The sequence below is a fragment of the Acinetobacter sp. Tol 5 genome (genome assembly GCF_019702905.1).
In the GTDB taxonomy this organism is placed as follows: domain Bacteria; phylum Pseudomonadota; class Gammaproteobacteria; order Pseudomonadales; family Moraxellaceae; genus Acinetobacter; species Acinetobacter bereziniae.
In genome coordinates this window covers 1,903,581-1,922,318 of sequence record NZ_AP024708.1, presented here as the reverse complement: position 1 = coordinate 1,922,318, position 18,738 = coordinate 1,903,581, and the positions used below count along the sequence as shown (strand labels likewise).

Below are 18,738 nucleotides of genomic sequence, written 5' to 3'. Positions count from 1 at the left end.
TTATTGTTTTTATTTATTACACTACTATTATATCCATATAAGTAATGTAAAAATTTAACTACATTTTTAGTTTACATGAATAGTAATGTTTGACAAGCAAATTTTGTTTCTATTTATTTGCTTTAAAATTCATAAACTTAGATAAAATTTAGCTTAAAACCCAAAAAACACTCTCAATTCAAACCTATACACCACACACTACCAGTATTCAATATCCTGTATCATGCACATTCTATGTATAATTCCCCCCTAGACAAATATTAAATTTTTTTGGAGATTATTTTGGTACAACTGATCAAAAAAGGTGGTTTACGTGAACGCGCCAACCGTAGTCGAAGATACGCTGAGTCCGAAAACAATATCAAAACTTTAGATCCACATCGTTATCAGACCCAAGAACAGCTTGGCGAGAACCCAACAAAACATGTCGATGATGAAAAAACAACTTCTCAAAATAATGAAAATCAATAAAACATTTTAAGTACATCCACCCAAAGGAAGGCTGCAAATAATAAGAAGAAGCTTCCAGAGAGAATATCGATATAGCTTCCAGAACGTTGATAGATTGCTTTTATTTTAGGAACCGACATAATCAACATCAATAGACTAAACACTAGAAATGTCTGAATCGGAATGATCACTGCCAATTGTGGTTTTAAGTTTAATCCTGCACTTGAACTTAACGCCAATGAAAAAACACTACTGAAATAAATCACAATTTTAGGATTAGCTAAATTTGTAAAAAGTCCCAAAAGGAAATAATTTTTAGGTGCATGTTCAATGACCCCATCGAGATTGGTATTTTGTTTAAGTGTGGCAATACCACCCTTTAGCATGGCGTAACCCATTCGAGCCAAAAAGAATCCACCAATCAACATCAACACTTGCTGAATCCAAGGCCAATGTTCTAATAAAACCGTAAAGCCCAATAGCGTTAAAATCACCCAAACCACGACACCTGCAGATATGCCCAATATAATTTTAAGTGTATTGGCACGTGTAGTAGACGCTGAGCTTTTAGCAACCAATAAAACATCTGGTCCTGGACTGAGTTGTGCTACAAAATGTAGTGCACAAATGGTCAATAACATCGACATAATTTAATCTTATCGCTTAGGGCGAGCCAATTATACCGTTTGATCAATCATTTAAGAAATAATCCTACATCTTGAATAGTGATATTGTTTGTTCGCTCAGAAAGTGTACCTAAACAATCAAGTACCTAATATTCCGATGTCGATCTCAATCAAAGCTACATCATTCAACCCAATAAAAATCGTCACCCGATATGATCAATATTTTGTTGATCAAACATATTGAATTGAAAACTACAAATTTTAGCGATAAAAAAAGCTGAATCTTTCAACTCAGCTTTCAAATTAAATCATATTTGAGATGGTTTTATTTTTTATTCACATCTTTGAGTTCAATTTGCTTATGTTCTGGTTCAACCTCATGTGCTTCACCATCAATAATTGTGGAATCACGATATTGACCACCAGATTGTTGGTTTTGCATATCCTGCATTTGACGCATTAAATCTGCAAATGGATTTTGCCCTTGCGCATCCCCCATATTACCCATTCCACCCATCATATTATTCATCATGGCTTGCTGCTTTTTCGCCATATATTTCATTCCTGCATTTTTAATTGCATTCTGAACAGGCGGTAAAATCACCAACAAGGCTAAAACATCTGTGATCAAACCAGGAATCATCAATAAAATGCCCGCAAATGCTGTTGCCATTTTTTTAGCAATCGCAGGATCATTTCCCATCATTCCTGTCATTTGCATTTGCTGTAATTGTGGCATGATGGTTGAAGTGCTGGAACGTAATAGATTTAAACCAATCACAAAAGCAATGATAAACCAGAAGAATACGTACCAACCACTAATGAATTGTGCAACGCCAATCCACACAGCAATTTCAAGAATGATACCAATCAAAATAATAGGAAAAAGTTTCATCGAAACAAAGCATCTCAAAGATAAATTAAATTTCAGCTTTGAAAGTCATACATTAAATGCCATGAATTTCATCACTGATATATTTATAAGGGCTTTCCCAAATTTTTAAAGGGTAATTTTGTGTTTAATCTCTAATTTCTTTATTTTTGCCATTCATTAGAGGATGTTTTGTAAAATAAATACAGTGCCAATATTGTCCCAATCGGAAATAGAAACACTAAAATCACTGCAATAAATCGCGAAATACGACGCCCTCTTTCTGAACCTTTTTCAGCTTCTAATGAGGCGATAAAATGCAAATACATCATCCAGCCGAAAACGAATACTAATATCAAAAAGGCAATCAATGCATCTAAGTCAAATTTCTGCAATATTCCAAAACCGAGTAAGATAAAACCCAGCAGATAGATCAATGTGATTAAACGATGAATCCAATACACATGCTGGTTTTTAATTTGCACAAAACTCTTCAAGCAAGCACTCCTGTTTGTTGCTTGATTATACAGCCAATAAGTTAAAATTTTACTTACAATCGCTGGATAGCATCATATAATCAAAACAAGATTTACGATAAACAGTATTATGCCCTTAATTATTGGAATTGATCCCGGCTCACGTTTAACAGGTTACGGGATTATTGAAAAAGATGGTCAAAAGCTTTCTTTTATTGATGCAGGTACGATTCGTACTGAAACAACCGAAATGCCTGAACGTTTAAAACGAATTTTTGCAGGAATCGATCGTATTGTTCAATTCCATGGTCCGACAGAAGCAGCGGTTGAACAAGTGTTTATGGCACAAAACCCAGACTCAGCATTAAAGCTAGGTCAAGCCCGTGGTGCGGCTATTGCAGCCTTGGTCAATTTAGATCTGCAAGTTGCTGAATATACTGCTCGGCAAATTAAACAATCTGTTGTCGGTTATGGTGCTGCAGACAAAGAACAAGTGCAAATGATGGTGATGAAGCTTTTGAATCTTTCAGTGAAGCCTCAACAAGATGCTGCTGATGCGCTTGCAGCCGCAATTTGCCACGCACATGCTTCAGGCAGTATGAGTAAGTTAGCTGTACTGAATGCCTTAGGTGGTATGGCACGAGGACGTAGCCGCAATAGTAGTCGTAGACGCTAATAATTCACACAATCTACAATTTATAAATCAAGGTACAGATGAAGCCTCATCTGTACCTAGCCTGTAAATATACAAAATTAAGTTTTATACGTTCTTAGATCAAGCCAAAATATTTTATCGAATTAGAAAATTTTTAAATAAGAATCCACTTCGCTATATTTCAATCGCCTCAGTTAATTTAAATAAGGCAGTGCATCTTTACGCACCTCTCGAATACTGGGTTGTTTAGAGTACGTTGCAATCAACATCTTTCCTGAGTTTCTCAAATTTTTCTTCTGTTCTGGATCGACTCGAATTAAGACCAATTCTTCTGGAATACGTGGGTTACTACCCTCACGAGAAATAATGAAACTTTGATTTCGTTCAAGAATTTTATAATTCGGAAACTCTTTCTGTAACTTCTCTTTGAAGCTCAGTGTTTTATCTTCTTTTTTACGACTATCCATCTGCGTGTATATAATCAACACAATACATGCTGCAAAAACAATTCCAACAATTAAATACTTCTCTAACATTTTATTTCACTCGAATATATTTTTGCTGTTTCTCATTGTAGTGATAAACATGGGTTTCATTTATAGGGATAATTTTAGCACGATCTGCGATATAAATTCGTTGGGTACCTGTATAGGCAATTTCAATATCATATAAACCATCATGTACGGTGCTTAGGAATTGATAATCACCTTGGGTATTATAAATTTGCTCACTCCCTGAGACTTCATTGTCATTGCCAATTTCTGCAACAATTAACTTTTTAATATACGGTTTTTCATCAAAAGGAACGATATATAAAGTGGTGCTTGAGTAACCTTGACGACTAAATTCTTGTTCTTCCACATAGGCTTTGATTTGTGGTCCCACTTTACGAATATTTTTTACAATATCTGAGGTCGGATATGGCAAATAATTAAAATCAGCATTCATCCAACTGTTTTCATCCTGACTTTGGCTGATCAGTTCAAATTGTGAAGAAGCATTTTTCTTAAAGATGTAAACTCGGGTAAAAGTCGCACATGCCCCACAAAAATTAAGCTCATGGTTATTTTTATCTACTGAAACTTCAGTCGTTGTGAACACATAACGTAATTCATTTTGTGCATTTCGATAGGTACGAGCGGGACTAAACACCACCACCGCATCATCACTATTTAAAGCATTGGTATATTCTGCATTTTTAATGCCGATATAGGAAATATTTTGCTGATCCAATTGATCAATCTTTGTAGTTTGAAGCTGTTTTTGATAAAAGGTATTGATCACTGTTTTAAAGTCTAAATCTTTTAGAATAGTTTTAGCATGATGATTTTCAGCCATTTTTTCATTTGTTTGCGCAACAACACTACTGTGAATACTACACATCAAAAAGCAACTGAATAAAAATATTTTAGTGATCATTTTAATATATCTACAAGTATTTTTATGCCAAATGGCTGATTTAACGAATCATTTCAAAATCAGTAAAATCTAAATCATGATTGATTTTGTACTGTTCAATACTGGTGACCTCAGCCCTTAACGGTCCGACATAACAATGACGAATTAAACGTAGAATTGCTTGCTCATCTCCAACGACAACCGCTTCAACCTCACCGGATACTAAGTTTTTGACATAACCTTTGAGTTCTAACTGTAGCGCTTCTTTCTCAAACCAGCGACGATAGCCAACACCTTGTACATTACCATATATCAACAGTTTAACCGCATACATTGTCTATTTTACTCCTGACACGAATTAATCACACGGTACACAGCATGTGCCATATGTTGTGCCTGTAAACCACGAATACCTTGTTGTGCAAGATAATCACCAGCCTGTGCATGTAAAGTGACAATATCATGTAATTGCACATTTTCGGCAAATTGAGCCTTTAAACTGGCAATCATTCCTGCCAAAACATCTCCCATTCCGCCAGTGCCCATACCAGGATTGCCTGCAGTACAAATCCACAGCTTATCTTCGAGAATTAAGCTGCCTGCTCCTTTCAATACCCACTTGCCTGAGTATTTCTTTTTTAGCCTGTGGATGGCAGCTATACGATCAGACTCAATCTCAGCAATGGAGCAATCGAGTAGTTTCGCTGCCTCTCCGGGATGTGGTGTCAGATAAGTGTTTGGACTGAGTTGGGTGTTTTGCGTTGCCAAAAACCATAACGCATCCGCATCAAAAACTACTTGTAAATGTGTACTTGCACAGATGGGTTTAAACCATTTTGAAAATTGTTGTTCTGCCCAATCATCTCGACCTAAGCCCATACCAAAACTCACTGCATCCACATGATTGATTAAAGATTGAATCTCATCTTCAGTAAACACATTAATATCTTTGACCATAATATTAGGTGATCGCGCCAAAATAGCCGTATGATGTTTTTGGTGACAGACAATACTCACTTTTCCAGCACCCGCACAAAATGCAGACTCAGCAGCTAAGATCACTGCTCCCCCCATATCTGCATGACCACCAACGACCAAGACATGCCCATAACTGCCCTTATGTCCAAAGGCTTGACGTTGTGGCAATTGAATTTGTTGAGGCGCTAATAGTGCTACTGCTTTTAGTGCTGAGTCAGTTGGAATCAGAGAAATCGTTTCAATTTGTCCAGAATATTCTTTACCCTGCCCTGTAAATAGTCCAGCTTTAAGCCCCAAAATAGTAAACGTATAATCTACTTTGGTCGCAATAGGTTGTGGTTGACCTGTATTGGCATTTAAACCACTTGGTAGATCGACGGCAATTTTAATCCCTGTTTGCGTATTAAAATTTTGAATGATGGTTTGCCATGCTTGATCTAAATCACGATTTAAACCAATACCAAACAAGGCATCGATATGACAATCAAAAGATGCTTGAAGATCAAAATCCAAATGAATTTTTAATTGATTTTGTTCAGCCAGTTGAATGGCTTGCTTCAAGTCAGTCGATGCACCAATCTCGGCGGCAAATATTTCTACAGCATAGCCACTTTGCTTTAAATAACTAGCAATACAGTAACCATCGCCTGCATTATTTCCATGACCACACCAAACTGCGATCGTTTTAACTTCGGGGTAGTTATTTTGAAAGAGTTGAAGCAAATGCTGAACAATCGACCATGCTGCCTGTTGCATTAAACCAAAAGCACTATTTTGTTGACTAAACCATCGACGTTCCCATGCTTGAATTTCATGGCTATGATAAACTTCAGTTTGCATGTATTTATCCTTTTATTTTCACTTTTTCCAGCACATTGATCACTATGTCAGCAACATCAACCACTTCATCAATTTCTTTGCAACAGCTTGATCCTCAAGAATTAAAAGCTTGGATCAAACAACAGGCTTTGCAATTGGGCTTTGCTGATTGTGTCATTGCACGTCCTGATGCTCAAGCTGAATTACCAAGATTTAAAGAATATTTAAAGCGTGGTTATCATGGTGACATGAAGTTTTTAGAGGAAAATTTAGAAAAACGAGCTGATCCTACCTTATTGGTTCCAGGCACAAAAAGTATCATCTGTGTGCGAATGAATTATTTGGTCGAAACACCTAAACCACGCTATGTTCCTGATGAGCCTAATTTGGCCATCATCGCACGTTATGCTCGTGGGCGTGATTATCATAAAATTATGCGTGGGCGTTTAAAAACTTTAACCACAATCATTAAAGATAAAGTGGGTGAATTTGTATCACGCCCATTTGCAGATTCCGCGCCTGTTTTTGAAAAATCACTTGCTGAAAATGCAGGAATGGGTTGGACAGGCAAACATACCCTACTCATTCATAAAAAATCAGGTTCCTTTTTTGTGTTAGGTGAACTTTTCACTTCACTGGATTTACCATTTGATGAACCAGCAACGTCACATTGTGGTTCATGTACTGCCTGCATTGACATCTGTCCAACTCAAGCCATTGTCGAACCTTATATGCTTGATGCACGCAAATGCATTGCCTATTTAACCATTGAATATAAAGGAATCATCCCTGAAGACTTGAGGCGTGGTATAGGAAATCGTGTATTTGGCTGTGATGATTGCCAACTGATTTGTCCTTGGAATAGTTTTGCTAAAACCGCATCCATCACAGATTTTAACCCTCGACATGGTTTGGACCAAATGAGTTTATTAGACCTCTGGCACTGGGATGAACAGACATTTCTAAGTTGCACTGAAGGTAGCCCACTTCGCCGCACAGGTTATCAAAGTTTTATGCGAAATATCGTAATAGGTTTAGGCAATGCACCATATTCAAGCGAAATTATTCAAGCTTTGACCCAACATCGCACATCGCATGATGAAGTTGTGCAAGTCCATATTGACTGGGCTATTGCAGAGCAGCTGAATAAAAAATCTTCATTATAAATATATTCTGGTCTATCGAACGACTGACTTTTAATGTTCAGATCTTTGCAAAGTTGTTATTTTTTTTAATTTTTAATGACTAAAACGCAGAAATTTTAAAATCTTAAAAATAAAATTTAGTAAGTAAATTTCAAGAAATCTGGTTAACTTTGCGACTATATTTATAATTTTAGTTTTCTATATGATTGAACTTTTCAATCGTAAGTTACCATCATATTTGGACATTTTTGCCCTATGGAATTGGCATGAATTATGTATTATATACAGGGATAGATAATGATGATCATGGATTAAACTAATGACAGTACGTAATGACTGGGCTCGTGAAGAAATTCAAGCTTTATATGAACAGCCTTTCTTAGACTTAGTCTTTAAGGCTCAACAAATTCATCGTGAGCATTTTGAAGCAAATAGCATTCAAGTCAGTACTCTACTTTCAATTAAAACAGGAAAATGCCCTGAAGATTGCAAATATTGTTCGCAATCTGCACGCTATGACTCAAAACTAGAAGCTGAAAAGCGTATCGCCGTAGAGAAAGTCATCAGTGAAGCCAAAGAAGCACTTGAATCCGGCTCTTCTCGTTTCTGTATGGGCGCAGCTTGGCGTAATCCACATGAACGCGATATGCCATATGTCTTAGAAATGGTGCGTGAAGTGAAAGCACTCGGTCTAGAAACATGTATGACGCTAGGTATGCTCAACCAATCACAAGCTGAGCGTCTTCATGAAGCAGGTTTAGATTATTACAATCACAACCTAGATACTTCCCGTGAATATTATTCACACATTATCAGCACCCGTACTTTTGATGATCGTTTAAACACTTTAGATCATGTGCGTAACGCAGGTATGAAAGTTTGTAGTGGTGGAATTGTGGGTTTAGGTGAAAACCGCAATGACCGCATTGGTTTATTACATGAATTAGCAACCCTGCCTGTACATCCTGAATCTGTACCCATCAATATGTTAGTTCCAATAGAAGGAACACCGCTTGCTGATGTAGAAAAGCTTGATGTTACTGAGTGGATTCGTACCATTGCAGTTGCACGTATTATCATGCCACATAGCTATATTCGTCTTTCTGCTGGTCGTGAATCACTGACCGACTCAGATCAAGCTTTGGCATTTATGGCTGGTGCAAACTCGTTATTTAGTGGCGAAAAGTTATTAACCACACCGAATGCTGGTGAAGGCAAAGACAAACAGTTATTTAATAAATTAGGTCTAAAAGCTGAAAAAGCCAAACCAACTGTTGCTGAACTTTCTGTAGATGCAATGGCAAGTTAATTAAAGCTTCGGTTCTAACATCATGTCTCTGTGCACGGTGTTAGAACCATTGCTTTGCTTTAAAATGCTTCACTTTTGCTTAGCTTTCTTCCTTAACTCTATTTCTAAAAGTTGTATTTCTAAATCTAAAAGCGCTGTTTCTAAAAGCTTACTTAAATAATCATTACACTATTCTTCTTCTGCATTTGATCTACAATATCATCTGACTTAAAACCAAGTCGCCAATACAATAATTGCAATACATCCAATTCATCTTGGGTAATAATCCGATCATTCCATAAGCAAATTTCTGCAACACCAAGAATACTTAAACGATCACGTAGCAACAAGCCTGCAATGTCATTTAAGATTTCTCCTAAATCAATCGGCTCATCAGATATTTCTTCAAATAGCTCTAATTCATCTTTAGATAAAACACGTTCTAAAATCTCATAACGCACATCAAGCTGATTGGCACTGTTGATTTGTTGAACGTGCAATAAGGCATCAATTAAACGCACAATCTGAGGTTTCACTGTTTCAAGTGATGAAGGTGTATGCATCGGTAGCAAATGTAATTCAGCTTTTACCCGCTCGATTAACAGCGCATCCAACAAGCCTATTTCGCCATCTTCCTGAATAATTTTCGCAAGTTTCGTTACAAATTGACGCGCACTCGTTGCAGGCATATTCCCCAGATTTTCACAAGCATCATGAAAAATTTGGATGTGGATACGCCCATCCATACTTAACAATGAGTCAATAATGGCTCGACTCACCGCAGCATCAGATGGAATAAACTCGCGATATTGCCGAATCATTAAAATTGCAACCATAACCTCACGTGACCCAGTCGCAGTCTGCATTGCACGCTGGATTAAATCTGAGCGTTCTATTTGACGGCGCACTTCTGGATTTAAGGGTTTAATCGCATCATTCAGGGCAAAGCTAATGGGCGATAAACGTAACAAAGGCAATGGCTGTGGTGACACCCACGGATTATAAACTTCACCAGAAGACTCTTCTAATGGACGCAACAAGCTAAATAACGGCTGACTGCGCAACTTTTTTAAATTTTCTAATTGCAAATCTTGCAATAAAGTCGGATTCAACTCATAGATCCGATCTTCAATGTTGGGGTGAATATTCAACCAGCTTTGTGGACTCAGTGAATTGGCAAAGCACATATGCGCAATTGCTTCTGAAAATTCACTATGAATTTGCGAACCTGCATGATGCACATAAATACGTAATAAAGTCTGCACATTAGCATTATTCAGCAATAACTTCTTCGTTTTGTAGTCATTATAAAAAGTACGTCCACCCAATGTGAAATATTTAATCAAACGATTGATTAAAATTCCCATACTACCCAATAGCCAAATCACACCGCCCACAGCAACAAAACTGGTTTCAAATTTATGATGATTGCCTTTGGCGTTGTAGCGATTAAAACCTTGCTTGGCAATTTTGCTTCCTAACTGACTAAATGTAATCAGTCCGCTATAAAGAATCTTAAGTCGAGTATTTTCACGGGCTTCGCCAGACAAAATTTGATTAAACTCATGCCCCAACAACCCGTAAAGTTCTAATTCATCAAGATTCTGCAATGCACCCCAAGTTAAAATAATTACCGTATCTCTTGGGTGGAAACCTGCAGTTAAGGCATTAACACCAACTTCATCCGGTAAAACATATAAAGTCGGTGCATCAATCTCAAAGGTTTCTGCAAATTTATCTGCAAGATGAATTGCTACACTTTCTTCTGGGGTACTTTCGATCTGACTTAAACGACGTGCTTTTAACTGTTTGGCTAATGAGTGCCCACCAGTACGAAAAACATAAAATTCATAGGCAATTGACCAGCCAATAATGATAATAATCAACCCAACACAGTAAGGGCTTAAAACATGCCACCAAATTTGCTGTTCACGATCGACATAATGTACCAATAACCCCAAAACGGTATTGAGAATAAAAATAGTCAATATGACTGCAAGCAAACAGATACTCGCAGACCACAACATATTCTTGTTTTTTATCAAATAATGGCTGACATCTTTCAATGTAAAATTCCTCATTACATTGCAAAACACTATAAATGAAAAAAGCGGGAACTTCCCGCTTTTTCTCAATGAAAATCAATTCTGATTTACATCTCTTCTTTAATACCACATAGATCAACCGAAGATGCATCAATATTGACATCAATATAACCATCTTTTTGCTTTTTCGCAGTATCATTACGACTTTGCTCAAGATCATTTAAATATTGTTCGTCAATATCGCCAGTCACGTAAACGCCATCAAAAACCGAACAATCAAACTCTTGAACTTCTGGTACTTTACTGGTTCTCACCGCAGCTTTTAAATCATCCAAATCTTGGAAAATCAAACGATCAGCGCCAATAATATTTTGAATTTCTTCAACACTACGATGAGATGCAATCAATTCTGCTTTAGCTGGCATATCGATCCCATACACATTTGGATATTTCACCATCGGTGCAGCAGAGGCAAAATAAACATTTTTTGCACCTGCGTCACGTGCCATTTGAATGATTTCATTACAGGTCGTACCACGTACGATCGAATCATCCACCAACAACACATTCTTGTCTTTAAACTCAAGTTCAACTGGGTTTAACTTTTGACGTACAGATTTTTTACGTTGTTGTTGACCTGGCATAATGAAGGTACGACCGATGTAGCGGTTTTTCATAAAGCCTTCACGGAATTTCACCCCGAGAATATTCGCCAATTCTAAAGCAGATGTACGGCTTGTATCTGGAATCGGGATAACCACATCAACATCATGCGCTTCACCCCATTCACGAAGAATTTTCTTCGCCAGCGTCTCACCCATTTTCAAACGTGATTTGTAGACAGAAATTCCATCTATAGTGGCATCTGGACGTGCAAAATACACGTATTCAAAAATACACGGACGATAACGTGGTTGACTGGCACATTGCTGGGAGTAGAACTCACCTTCAGCGTTGATAAATACCGCTTCACCCGGCTCAATATCACGCTCAACTTTAAAGCCCAATGCAGTAATCGCAACTGACTCTGAAGCAATGATATATTCTTTTTCACCATTTTCAGTCAGGCGCGAACCATAGATTAATGGACGAATACCATTTGGATCACGGAACCCCACCAAACCATGTCCAGTAATCATTGCAACAACACCATAGGCACCTTTGCAACGCTCATGTACACGTTTAACTGTATGGAAAATATCGTCTGGAGATGGCTTTAATGATGCACATTTTTGTAATTCGTGTGCAAATACATTCAGCAAAACTTCAGAGTCAGAATCTGTATTCATATGACGCAAGTCAGTTTTAAACAGATCATCATGAATATCAGCAGCATTGGTAAGATTACCATTGTGCGCCAAAGTTATCCCATAAGGTGAGTTGACGTAAAAAGGTTGCGCTTCAGCACTGCTTGAAGAACCAGCAGTTGGATAACGAACATGACCAATACCATAGTTACCGAGCAATGCGCGCATGTGGCGAGTATGGAATACATCACGAACCATACCATTGTCTTTTCTCAAGAAAAGACGACCATTATGACAAGTCACAATCCCAGCTGCATCCTGTCCACGATGTTGTAACATCGTCAACGCATCAAATAACATTTGGTTTACAGGTGCTTTACCTGCTATACCAACGACTCCACACATAACTACCTCGCAGACCAGCTAGGACTAATAAAACGGATTTTTTGTCGAATGTGCTGATTGATCATCCTCTTCAGATGTTGATGATCGTTCAGTATTTCTCACAGCAGCGTCATCGGAATGCGCTTGTGACTGTATATGATTTAATGCTTCATTTGCAGCATCTTTAGAAATTTCTGAAGCTAAGGGTGCAAACGGCAAAAGTGTTTGAATAAATTTTGACTGTTTCCACGTTGGCGAACTGTCAACCCAAGGACCTAATCCTTGCATTGTTATGAGGACAATGAATAAACCTTTCAAGGTCCCCAGTGCACCACCTGCCAAACGATTTAAAGGACCTAGTTTTAAGGTCTTTAAAATTTGATTGAGAATTGCTGTTGCAATCCATGTTAAAACGATAATAACCAAGACAATAAATGCAAATGCTGCAATTTTTTGCACCACAGGATCTTGACTGAGTGCAGACATGGAAGGTGCGATGATATTGGCATATTTAGCACCAACAATCAGTGCAAAAATCCATCCTATCAAGTTCGCAAAGGCTTTCACGAATCCTTGTCGCAAACCGTTTAGCCCTCCAATGAGCAATATAATCAGTATAATAATGTCTAGGGTATTCATATTTAGGTCATAGCATTAACACAGTCTTTGATCAGTGTAGGACCTGTATAGATCATACCACTATAAATTTGAACCAAACTCGCACCTGCCTGTTGTTTTGCAACAGCGTGTTCACCCGATAAAATTCCACCAACACCGATTAACGGAATTTTACCCTGTAATAGTTTTGAAAAGGCAGCCAAACAAGCTGTGCTCTTTTCAAATACAGGTGCTCCAGATAACCCACCAGCTTCATCACCAAATGGTAGACCTTCGACACCTTCACGAGATAAAGTTGTATTGGTTACAATAAGCCCATCAATTTTAAACTGCAACAATTGTGAAGCAATAAATTCAATATCTGTTGCATCTAAATCTGGTGCAACTTTGAGAACAAGCGGAACATAGTGCTGTAATTCCTCAGCCAACTCTAACTGACGTTTTTTGAGGGTTTCTAAAAGTTCAGTCAGTGCATGACCACTTTGTAAAGAGCGCAAATTTTTCGTATTCGGTGAAGAAATATTCACCGTAATGTAGGATGCGTAGTGATAAACTTTTTCTAGACAAATTAAATAATCTGAAACAGCGTCTTCAACAGGCGTTGTGGCGTTTTTTCCGATATTGATTCCAAGAATGCCTTTAAATTTTGCTGCTTTGACATTCTCAACCAATTTGTCTACCCCATCATTGTTAAAACCCATACGGTTAATGATGGCTTTTGCTTGTGGAATACGGAAAAGACGTGGGTGTGGATTGCCTTCTTGTGGTTTAGGTGTAATGGTTCCGATTTCAATAAAACCAAAACCCAAACCCGCTAAGGCATCGATATATGCACCATTTTTATCCAAACCTGCAGCTAATCCAACTGGATTAGGAAACTCAATCCCCATACAGGTGACTGGTTTTGACGCAACAGCTTGACGCATCGCACCCAATTTATGGGCAGATTTAAGCATGGATAATGTGAGTTCATGTGCACGCTCTGGTGCTAAAGAAAACAACAAAGGGCGAGCAAGTGAATACAACATAGCTATAAAAGTCTACTGCTTTTTAAGTTGCCACATTATAGGCACAGTATGCTGAAAAGGCTATGCTTGAACAGTGTTTATTTTCAGTACTTACTGTACCGTCGCTGTTAATTTAATCTGTGCGCCCTCTTTAACCAGTTCCATCTTTTCCAAGCTAACACCCATCTGCGCGATTTGAGTCAGAAAGTTTGCCAGAACAGCATAATTTTGATGTTGTGCAACAATTTGAAATTGTTCACCAACCTGTTGTGAAGCCACTGAAAGTCCTTGTTGTTGTGCAACACGTTGAATTTTATCTGCGGTGGTTAATGCTAAATCATCCGCAGGTTTCATGGTGACTACATTACTTTGCATCCAAACCACGAGGTCTTTCATTTCATTTAAACGCAACTGCTGTTTTTCAGCAGCTTTATGGGTATACCACAAGGCTGCACCAACGGCGGCAACTATTACAAAAATCGTTGTGAAAATAACCATAATACGTTCACGTGCTGACATTTTTTCTAAATTGTCAGTCATCTTTTCGGACCACGTGTCTAAACGGTTTTGAAAGCTTTCCATTGTTTTCATCATTGTATCTTCACTAAACCAACCACAGTCGCACCCTGTGTCTGAATATTACCCAGCTCCGCCTTAAAACCTTGTTGGTTTAACTGCGTGACCAATGTCTGTAATGCTTCTGAACTCTTGGCAACTAAATCCATATTCAAGACAGAAGTTTCATAATTAACCCGATTGGCAATAATCTGATGCTGCATCAAAATTGGACCAACACGACTGAGCAATTGCAATGCCTGTGTATTGGCACCCTGACTAAGTTCTAGTTTATTCTTAAACTGACGTTGAACAGATTCCTCAGTAATTCGCTGTTCATTGGGAAACCATTTTTTATACTGATCTACTGCAATCAATGCTGTTTGATCGGCAACTTTTTTCAGTTTAAACCAGCGCAGAGCATCATAACTCAGCTGTGCAACAATCAAAGCCACCACTAAAACTGCACATGCTTGCCAATAACGAGACACTCCGTCATTTGCCTGTTTGGCTTTAGGCAAGACATTAAATGGATGCTGCTTTGCCTTTTTAATTTCAGTAAACTGATAATTAAATGGCTCACGTTGTTCAGCTGTCGCTACAGCAAATAAACTGGTCGCTTGTGCATCAGTCAACGCACTATATAAAAAAGTTTTTTCTCGATCTGCAAAATCCAAATACAGACCAAGATCATCGATTGAATTACCTAGAAACTCATTCTCACGCACCAACAATTGCCCATTGACATTGGCTAAGATCAGCTGATTTTCTTCTGGAATAGGCAACATTAGAAAGTCAGGCAATAAAGAAACAATCTTTAAAGGAATCAAAGACAAAGAGTGCTGAATTGTAGTGATCGTATGTTGATTCACACCCAATACTGAAACTTGATCGGGTTGCTGAAAGTGCGAAAACACTTTCATTTGGTCAATCGGTAAAATGACATATTCTTCAAGTAAATATTTAACACCATCTGCGCCCAATTGTTTATATTGAGCTTTGCTAAACTTTTGTTGAAGAATTTGCACTTCACGACTTGGAAAGAACACAACCGCTTCTTCACCTTGGTAAAGTTTAATATCTTGTATTAATTGTTCCAGACTCGAAGATGTAGTCCAATCACTTCCTCGAGACCATTGCCAAACCCCATTGGCTTCAGGCATCCATAAGTACAACATTTATCGTTTTCTGCCGTGTGTTCTTTTAACAATGCTTTTATACAGTTGGAATAAAGGCTTTATTTTGAGTAGATAGACCATTTGCAATGACCGTTTGCTCATAAATACGAGCTTCTGCCAAGGCAAAAGGATTAAAATGCTCATGTGTCAGTTGTTCAGCAATATGCCCAACCACATTCATATGACATACCACCACAATACGTTCAAATGGTAATTGTGACAACCATTCAATTGCTAATTTTGCATCATCTTCAGGCTTAATTTTGTCACAGATCAATACTGATACTTCAGGAAAATAAGCCTGTATATGGGACAATGTTTCCTGTGCTCTCAATAACGTGCTCACAACAAATACATCTGGTTGTACTGTTTCTTTTAAAAATTGTGCTGTTTGTTCCGCTTGTAAATGCCCACGTTCTGTTAAAGGACGTTTACTGTCCACACCATTGATTGCTGGGGCTGCTTCACCATGACGCACCAAAGTCAGTTGCATAAGATTTCCTTTTTAATACCGCACTGATTATAACGAGCCTTTGTTACAAATCTATCTCTCAACCTCAAATTGTAATCAATTAAACCTCATTGTGTGGCAACACAAACTCCACATCACTTCGATGTCCATTTTTCATCAAGGAAACTGCGATATTGAGTGGTGGTGCACCTTCAAAAATAACTTCATAAAGTGCTGTGGTAATCGGCATATAAACGTCCAATTCTTTAGCACGCGCATTTACTTGTACAATGGTATTGATGCCTTCTGCGGTTTGCCCCAGTTCTTTCGTCGCTTGTTCCAGTGTCTTTCCAGAACCTAATGCAAAACCAACTTGATAGTTTCGACTCAATGGACTATTACAGGTTGCAAATAAATCCCCAACCCCAGATAAGCCGAGGAATGTCAATGGATTAGCACCCAACTTAACAGCAAAACGACTCATTTCTGCTAATGCTCGGGTTAAAATCATACTTCGTGTGTTTTCACCTACTTTATACGCCACAGCCATACCCATTGCCACAGCGTAAATATTCTTCAATGCACCGCCAAGCTCGACACCATGTACATCATCACTGCCGAAGACCCGAAATAATGCACTGTGTAAAGCCTGTTGTACTGCATAACGCACCAACTCACTGTCACTTGCGATGACTGTACCTGCAGGTTGTCCAGCCACAATCTCTTTGGCTAAGTTTGGACCAGAAAGTACACCATAAGGTACTTCTGGCAGTTCTTCACGAATAATATCACTCATGAAACTAAAACTTTTGGCTTCAATACCTTTGGTTAAAGACACCACAGCTTGTGCACTAATGAACGGCTTGATCTGGCGCAACACATCACGAAATGAATGGCTAGGAATAGCAACCAGAATAATGTCACGGTCACGTACAGCCTTTTCCAAATTTGACTCAGCACGTAGCCCTGCTTCTAATTGAAAGTCTGGAAGATAGCGTTTGTTGATATGTGTCGCATTGATCTCTGCCGCGATAGCTTCATCACGAATCCAAATCATGGTGTCACAACCATTGCGTACTGCTGTGTTCGCCATTGCTGTGCCGAAACTACCACCACCGAGTACAGTCACACGTAATGCTGTTTTTTGATCCAATACCACGGGTTCAATTAAATCTTTAAAGCGTAAATCCGACATTATTATTATCCTAAAAACCTATCCTAAATATTACATGTAAATGTTTAACGAGTTTTCACAGTTGAGATCTCGTTATTTTTGTGATTAATTCTGCCAAAAATGAACATATGCTTGAGTGTCACTTTCGGGACGCGGTGCAATTTCTTTTGCAGCAGTACCCACATAGACAATACCTGAAATTAAATCACGTTCATCTAAACCAAGTGCTAACTTTAAGTGTTTAGATTCAACCACTGCCCCACTACGCCACATTGTTGCAAAACCTTGTGCTTGTAAAGACAATAAAAAATTTTGAATCGCTGCGCCACTACTTAATGTCTGTTCAAAAAATGGAACTTTGGGATGATCTTGAAATTTAGTCACAGCCAAAACCAAAATCGGTGCTCGAAATGGATGATGTTTTACCCGTTCAATTTGAACTGGGTCAGTTTCCCCTAAGTCCGCAATAGATTGAGCCAATAACTCACCAAAAGCTTCGCGCTGTTGACCTTCGATCACAATAAATTGTGTCGGTTTTAAACGATGATGATCGGGTGCTGTAAGCGCTGCCTGAAATGCCACATTCAGTTGCTCATGTGAGGGCGCAGGTTCAATCAAATGACCAATGGACTGACGTTTGTGGATATTGTCATGTACTGCTTTGAAATTTAAATCTGACATTGAGCTAGCTGTAATCTATTTAAATGAACTGTTTGTAAGATTAGCACACTCTAAAATCATTACGCTATCTCAGCAGAAATTTACTCAACAGCTATGTCTATTTTTTTAAATAACTCTCAGACAAAACTTTATTTTCTGAGAATTATCATGACCAACAAATAGGCGCTTTTAGCAATAAGTCCCATAAAAACTGCAAAATTTATACATGTTTTTCAATATTTAGCACATATTCTATGTTCAAATCATAGCTAATTAATAAAATTCTTTTTATTTTTCACTGATGATTCGGAGTCAATATGAATAAATTTACAGCTCTTTCGCTCCTTACCAGTTCTGCACTATTTCTTAGTGCATGTGCATCAAACCCAACACAAACATTAGCAATTCAAAAAGCCGACAATCAATATGAAGTCACAGGCTTAGGTAAAGATCAAATTACGGCAAAAAATAACGCCATTGTTGCTGCCAACAAAACTTGTGGCAAAAAAGCGGCACCTGTCTTAATCAATGAAAAAACTGAATATCATGGCAGTTTAAATGGTGTGGTCGATGAGCAGACCGGTAAAATGATCACTGCTGCGGCTGGCGTAATCGGCTCGGTTATGGGTAAAAATTATGGTATTGAAAAAGATACTGACTACCAAAGCACTTTAACCTTTAGCTGTAAAGCCAACTAATACGATGAGTTGAAT

At 38.1% G+C, this 18,738-nt stretch carries 21 protein-coding genes; 5 read left to right on the top strand and 16 right to left on the bottom strand.

Going from position 1 to position 18,738, the window contains the following annotated elements:
- Window positions 1–282 precede the first annotated feature (282 nt).
- The gene (locus tag TOL5_RS08885) at window positions 283–471 is read left to right on the top strand and encodes a hypothetical protein (protein WP_042089700.1); all 189 of its coding nucleotides are present in this window, start codon (window positions 283–285) and stop codon (window positions 469–471) included.
- Here the strand turns inward: TOL5_RS08885 and TOL5_RS08880 are convergent.
- The 3 genes from TOL5_RS08880 to TOL5_RS08870 all read right to left on the bottom strand — a co-directional run bounded on the left by TOL5_RS08880 (window position 465) and on the right by TOL5_RS08870 (window position 2,432).
- Window positions 465–1,097 (bottom strand): LysE family transporter, encoded by a 633-nt coding sequence (locus TOL5_RS08880; protein WP_026040320.1) that lies wholly within the window; start codon window positions 1,095–1,097, stop codon window positions 465–467. The two genes, TOL5_RS08885 and TOL5_RS08880, sit on opposite strands and share 7 nt — an antisense overlap.
- Before the next feature lie 304 nt (window positions 1,098–1,401).
- Complete coding sequence (locus tag TOL5_RS08875) at window positions 1,402–1,971, bottom strand: FxsA family protein (RefSeq protein WP_004824315.1); 570 nt, start codon at window positions 1,969–1,971, stop codon at window positions 1,402–1,404.
- A 140-nt stretch (window positions 1,972–2,111) separates the two neighbouring features.
- Window positions 2,112–2,432, bottom strand: coding sequence for a hypothetical protein (locus TOL5_RS08870; RefSeq protein ID WP_227544095.1), 321 nt, complete (start codon window positions 2,430–2,432; stop codon window positions 2,112–2,114).
- 121 nt (window positions 2,433–2,553) lie between these two features.
- Between TOL5_RS08870 and ruvC the strand changes: the two genes are divergently transcribed.
- Window positions 2,554–3,099, top strand: a complete 546-nt coding sequence (gene ruvC / locus TOL5_RS08865) for a crossover junction endodeoxyribonuclease RuvC (RefSeq protein ID WP_004824318.1) — start codon at window positions 2,554–2,556, stop codon at window positions 3,097–3,099.
- A 173-nt stretch (window positions 3,100–3,272) separates the two neighbouring features.
- Here the strand turns inward: ruvC and TOL5_RS08860 are convergent, their stop codons facing one another.
- The 4 genes from TOL5_RS08860 to TOL5_RS08845 form a co-directional block, all read right to left on the bottom strand.
- On the bottom strand, window positions 3,273–3,614 hold the full coding sequence (locus TOL5_RS08860) for a hypothetical protein (RefSeq protein WP_005032140.1): 342 nt from the start codon (window positions 3,612–3,614) through the stop codon (window positions 3,273–3,275).
- A 1-nt stretch (window position 3,615) separates the two neighbouring features.
- Window positions 3,616–4,416 carry a hypothetical protein gene (locus TOL5_RS08855; RefSeq protein ID WP_227544092.1) on the bottom strand — a complete coding sequence of 267 codons (801 nt, stop codon included), beginning with the start codon at window positions 4,414–4,416 and terminating at the stop codon, window positions 3,616–3,618.
- A gap of 121 nt (window positions 4,417–4,537) precedes the next feature.
- Window positions 4,538–4,810 carry an acylphosphatase gene (locus TOL5_RS08850; protein WP_004824321.1) on the bottom strand — a complete coding sequence of 91 codons (273 nt, stop codon included), beginning with the start codon at window positions 4,808–4,810 and terminating at the stop codon, window positions 4,538–4,540.
- An 8-nt stretch (window positions 4,811–4,818) separates the two neighbouring features.
- On the bottom strand, window positions 4,819–6,294 hold the full coding sequence (locus tag TOL5_RS08845; protein ID WP_046761139.1) for a bifunctional ADP-dependent NAD(P)H-hydrate dehydratase/NAD(P)H-hydrate epimerase: 1,476 nt from the start codon (window positions 6,292–6,294) through the stop codon (window positions 4,819–4,821).
- 44 nt (window positions 6,295–6,338) lie between these two features.
- On the opposite strand from TOL5_RS08845, the gene queG reads away from it, so the two are divergent.
- Both queG and bioB read left to right on the top strand, forming a co-directional pair.
- The gene (gene queG / locus TOL5_RS08840; RefSeq protein WP_046761175.1) at window positions 6,339–7,439 is read left to right on the top strand and encodes a tRNA epoxyqueuosine(34) reductase QueG; all 1,101 of its coding nucleotides are present in this window, start codon (window positions 6,339–6,341) and stop codon (window positions 7,437–7,439) included.
- 298 nt (window positions 7,440–7,737) lie between these two features.
- The gene (gene bioB, locus TOL5_RS08835) at window positions 7,738–8,727 is read left to right on the top strand and encodes a biotin synthase BioB (protein WP_121775250.1); all 990 of its coding nucleotides are present in this window, start codon (window positions 7,738–7,740) and stop codon (window positions 8,725–8,727) included.
- A 152-nt stretch (window positions 8,728–8,879) separates the two neighbouring features.
- On the opposite strand, the gene TOL5_RS08830 is transcribed toward bioB, so the two are convergent.
- From TOL5_RS08830 to TOL5_RS08790, 9 genes are all read right to left on the bottom strand, one after another.
- Window positions 8,880–10,772, bottom strand: coding sequence for a M48 family metalloprotease (locus tag TOL5_RS08830; RefSeq protein WP_046761137.1), 1,893 nt, complete (start codon window positions 10,770–10,772; stop codon window positions 8,880–8,882).
- Between the two features lie 86 nt (window positions 10,773–10,858).
- Complete coding sequence (gene purF, locus TOL5_RS08825) at window positions 10,859–12,403, bottom strand: amidophosphoribosyltransferase (RefSeq protein WP_046761136.1); 1,545 nt, start codon at window positions 12,401–12,403, stop codon at window positions 10,859–10,861.
- Between the two features lie 24 nt (window positions 12,404–12,427).
- Window positions 12,428–13,021, bottom strand: a complete 594-nt coding sequence (locus TOL5_RS08820) for a CvpA family protein (RefSeq protein ID WP_121775249.1) — start codon at window positions 13,019–13,021, stop codon at window positions 12,428–12,430.
- A gap of 2 nt (window positions 13,022–13,023) precedes the next feature.
- Window positions 13,024–14,028, bottom strand: a complete 1,005-nt coding sequence (locus tag TOL5_RS08815; RefSeq protein WP_009585152.1) for a quinone-dependent dihydroorotate dehydrogenase — start codon at window positions 14,026–14,028, stop codon at window positions 13,024–13,026.
- A 90-nt stretch (window positions 14,029–14,118) separates the two neighbouring features.
- The gene (locus TOL5_RS08810) at window positions 14,119–14,598 is read right to left on the bottom strand and encodes a type II secretion system protein GspM (RefSeq protein ID WP_010591075.1); all 480 of its coding nucleotides are present in this window, start codon (window positions 14,596–14,598) and stop codon (window positions 14,119–14,121) included.
- A complete protein-coding gene (gene gspL, locus TOL5_RS08805; RefSeq protein ID WP_042089691.1) occupies window positions 14,598–15,740 on the bottom strand; it encodes a type II secretion system protein GspL in 1,143 nt (380 codons plus the stop codon). Before gspL ends, TOL5_RS08810 begins: the two co-directional genes overlap by 1 nt.
- A gap of 37 nt (window positions 15,741–15,777) precedes the next feature.
- On the bottom strand, window positions 15,778–16,233 hold the full coding sequence (gene sixA, locus TOL5_RS08800) for a phosphohistidine phosphatase SixA (protein ID WP_004824336.1): 456 nt from the start codon (window positions 16,231–16,233) through the stop codon (window positions 15,778–15,780).
- A 79-nt stretch (window positions 16,234–16,312) separates the two neighbouring features.
- Entirely contained in the window at window positions 16,313–17,386 is a 1,074-nt protein-coding gene (locus TOL5_RS08795; protein WP_004824339.1) for an NAD(P)H-dependent glycerol-3-phosphate dehydrogenase, read from the bottom strand.
- 84 nt (window positions 17,387–17,470) lie between these two features.
- On the bottom strand, window positions 17,471–18,046 hold the full coding sequence (locus TOL5_RS08790; protein WP_005032158.1) for a nitroreductase: 576 nt from the start codon (window positions 18,044–18,046) through the stop codon (window positions 17,471–17,473).
- A gap of 296 nt (window positions 18,047–18,342) precedes the next feature.
- Here TOL5_RS08790 and TOL5_RS08785 point away from each other — a divergent pair, with 296 nt between their 5' ends.
- Window positions 18,343–18,723: a hypothetical protein gene (locus tag TOL5_RS08785; RefSeq protein WP_121775248.1), complete on the top strand. Its 381-nt coding sequence runs from the start codon at window positions 18,343–18,345 to the stop codon at window positions 18,721–18,723.
- Window positions 18,724–18,738: the final 15 nt, after the last annotated feature.

Bases quoted from the DNA above. Each gene is read 5' to 3' on its own strand.
- TOL5_RS08880 (WP_026040320.1), bottom strand. From the start codon at position 1,097: ATGTCGATGTTATTGACCATTTGTGCACTACATTTTGTAGCACAACTC.
- TOL5_RS08875 (WP_004824315.1), bottom strand. From the start codon at position 1,971: ATGAAACTTTTTCCTATTATTTTGATTGGTATCATTCTTGAAATTGCT.
- ruvC (WP_004824318.1), top strand. From the start codon at position 2,554: ATGCCCTTAATTATTGGAATTGATCCCGGCTCACGTTTAACAGGTTAC.
- TOL5_RS08860 (WP_005032140.1), bottom strand. From the start codon at position 3,614: ATGTTAGAGAAGTATTTAATTGTTGGAATTGTTTTTGCAGCATGTATT.
- TOL5_RS08855 (WP_227544092.1), bottom strand. From the start codon at position 4,416: ATGGCTGAAAATCATCATGCTAAAACTATTCTAAAAGATTTAGACTTT.
- TOL5_RS08850 (WP_004824321.1), bottom strand. From the start codon at position 4,810: ATGTATGCGGTTAAACTGTTGATATATGGTAATGTACAAGGTGTTGGC.
- TOL5_RS08845 (WP_046761139.1), bottom strand. From the start codon at position 6,294: ATGCAAACTGAAGTTTATCATAGCCATGAAATTCAAGCATGGGAACGT.
- queG (WP_046761175.1), top strand. From the start codon at position 6,339: ATGTCAGCAACATCAACCACTTCATCAATTTCTTTGCAACAGCTTGAT.
- bioB (WP_121775250.1), top strand. From the start codon at position 7,738: ATGACAGTACGTAATGACTGGGCTCGTGAAGAAATTCAAGCTTTATAT.
- purF (WP_046761136.1), bottom strand. From the start codon at position 12,403: ATGTGTGGAGTCGTTGGTATAGCAGGTAAAGCACCTGTAAACCAAATG.
- TOL5_RS08820 (WP_121775249.1), bottom strand. From the start codon at position 13,021: ATGAATACCCTAGACATTATTATACTGATTATATTGCTCATTGGAGGG.
- TOL5_RS08815 (WP_009585152.1), bottom strand. From the start codon at position 14,028: ATGTTGTATTCACTTGCTCGCCCTTTGTTGTTTTCTTTAGCACCAGAG.
- TOL5_RS08810 (WP_010591075.1), bottom strand. From the start codon at position 14,598: ATGAAAACAATGGAAAGCTTTCAAAACCGTTTAGACACGTGGTCCGAA.
- gspL (WP_042089691.1), bottom strand. From the start codon at position 15,740: ATGTTGTACTTATGGATGCCTGAAGCCAATGGGGTTTGGCAATGGTCT.
- sixA (WP_004824336.1), bottom strand. From the start codon at position 16,233: ATGCAACTGACTTTGGTGCGTCATGGTGAAGCAGCCCCAGCAATCAAT.
- TOL5_RS08795 (WP_004824339.1), bottom strand. From the start codon at position 17,386: ATGTCGGATTTACGCTTTAAAGATTTAATTGAACCCGTGGTATTGGAT.
- TOL5_RS08790 (WP_005032158.1), bottom strand. From the start codon at position 18,046: ATGTCAGATTTAAATTTCAAAGCAGTACATGACAATATCCACAAACGT.
- TOL5_RS08785 (WP_121775248.1), top strand. From the start codon at position 18,343: ATGAATAAATTTACAGCTCTTTCGCTCCTTACCAGTTCTGCACTATTT.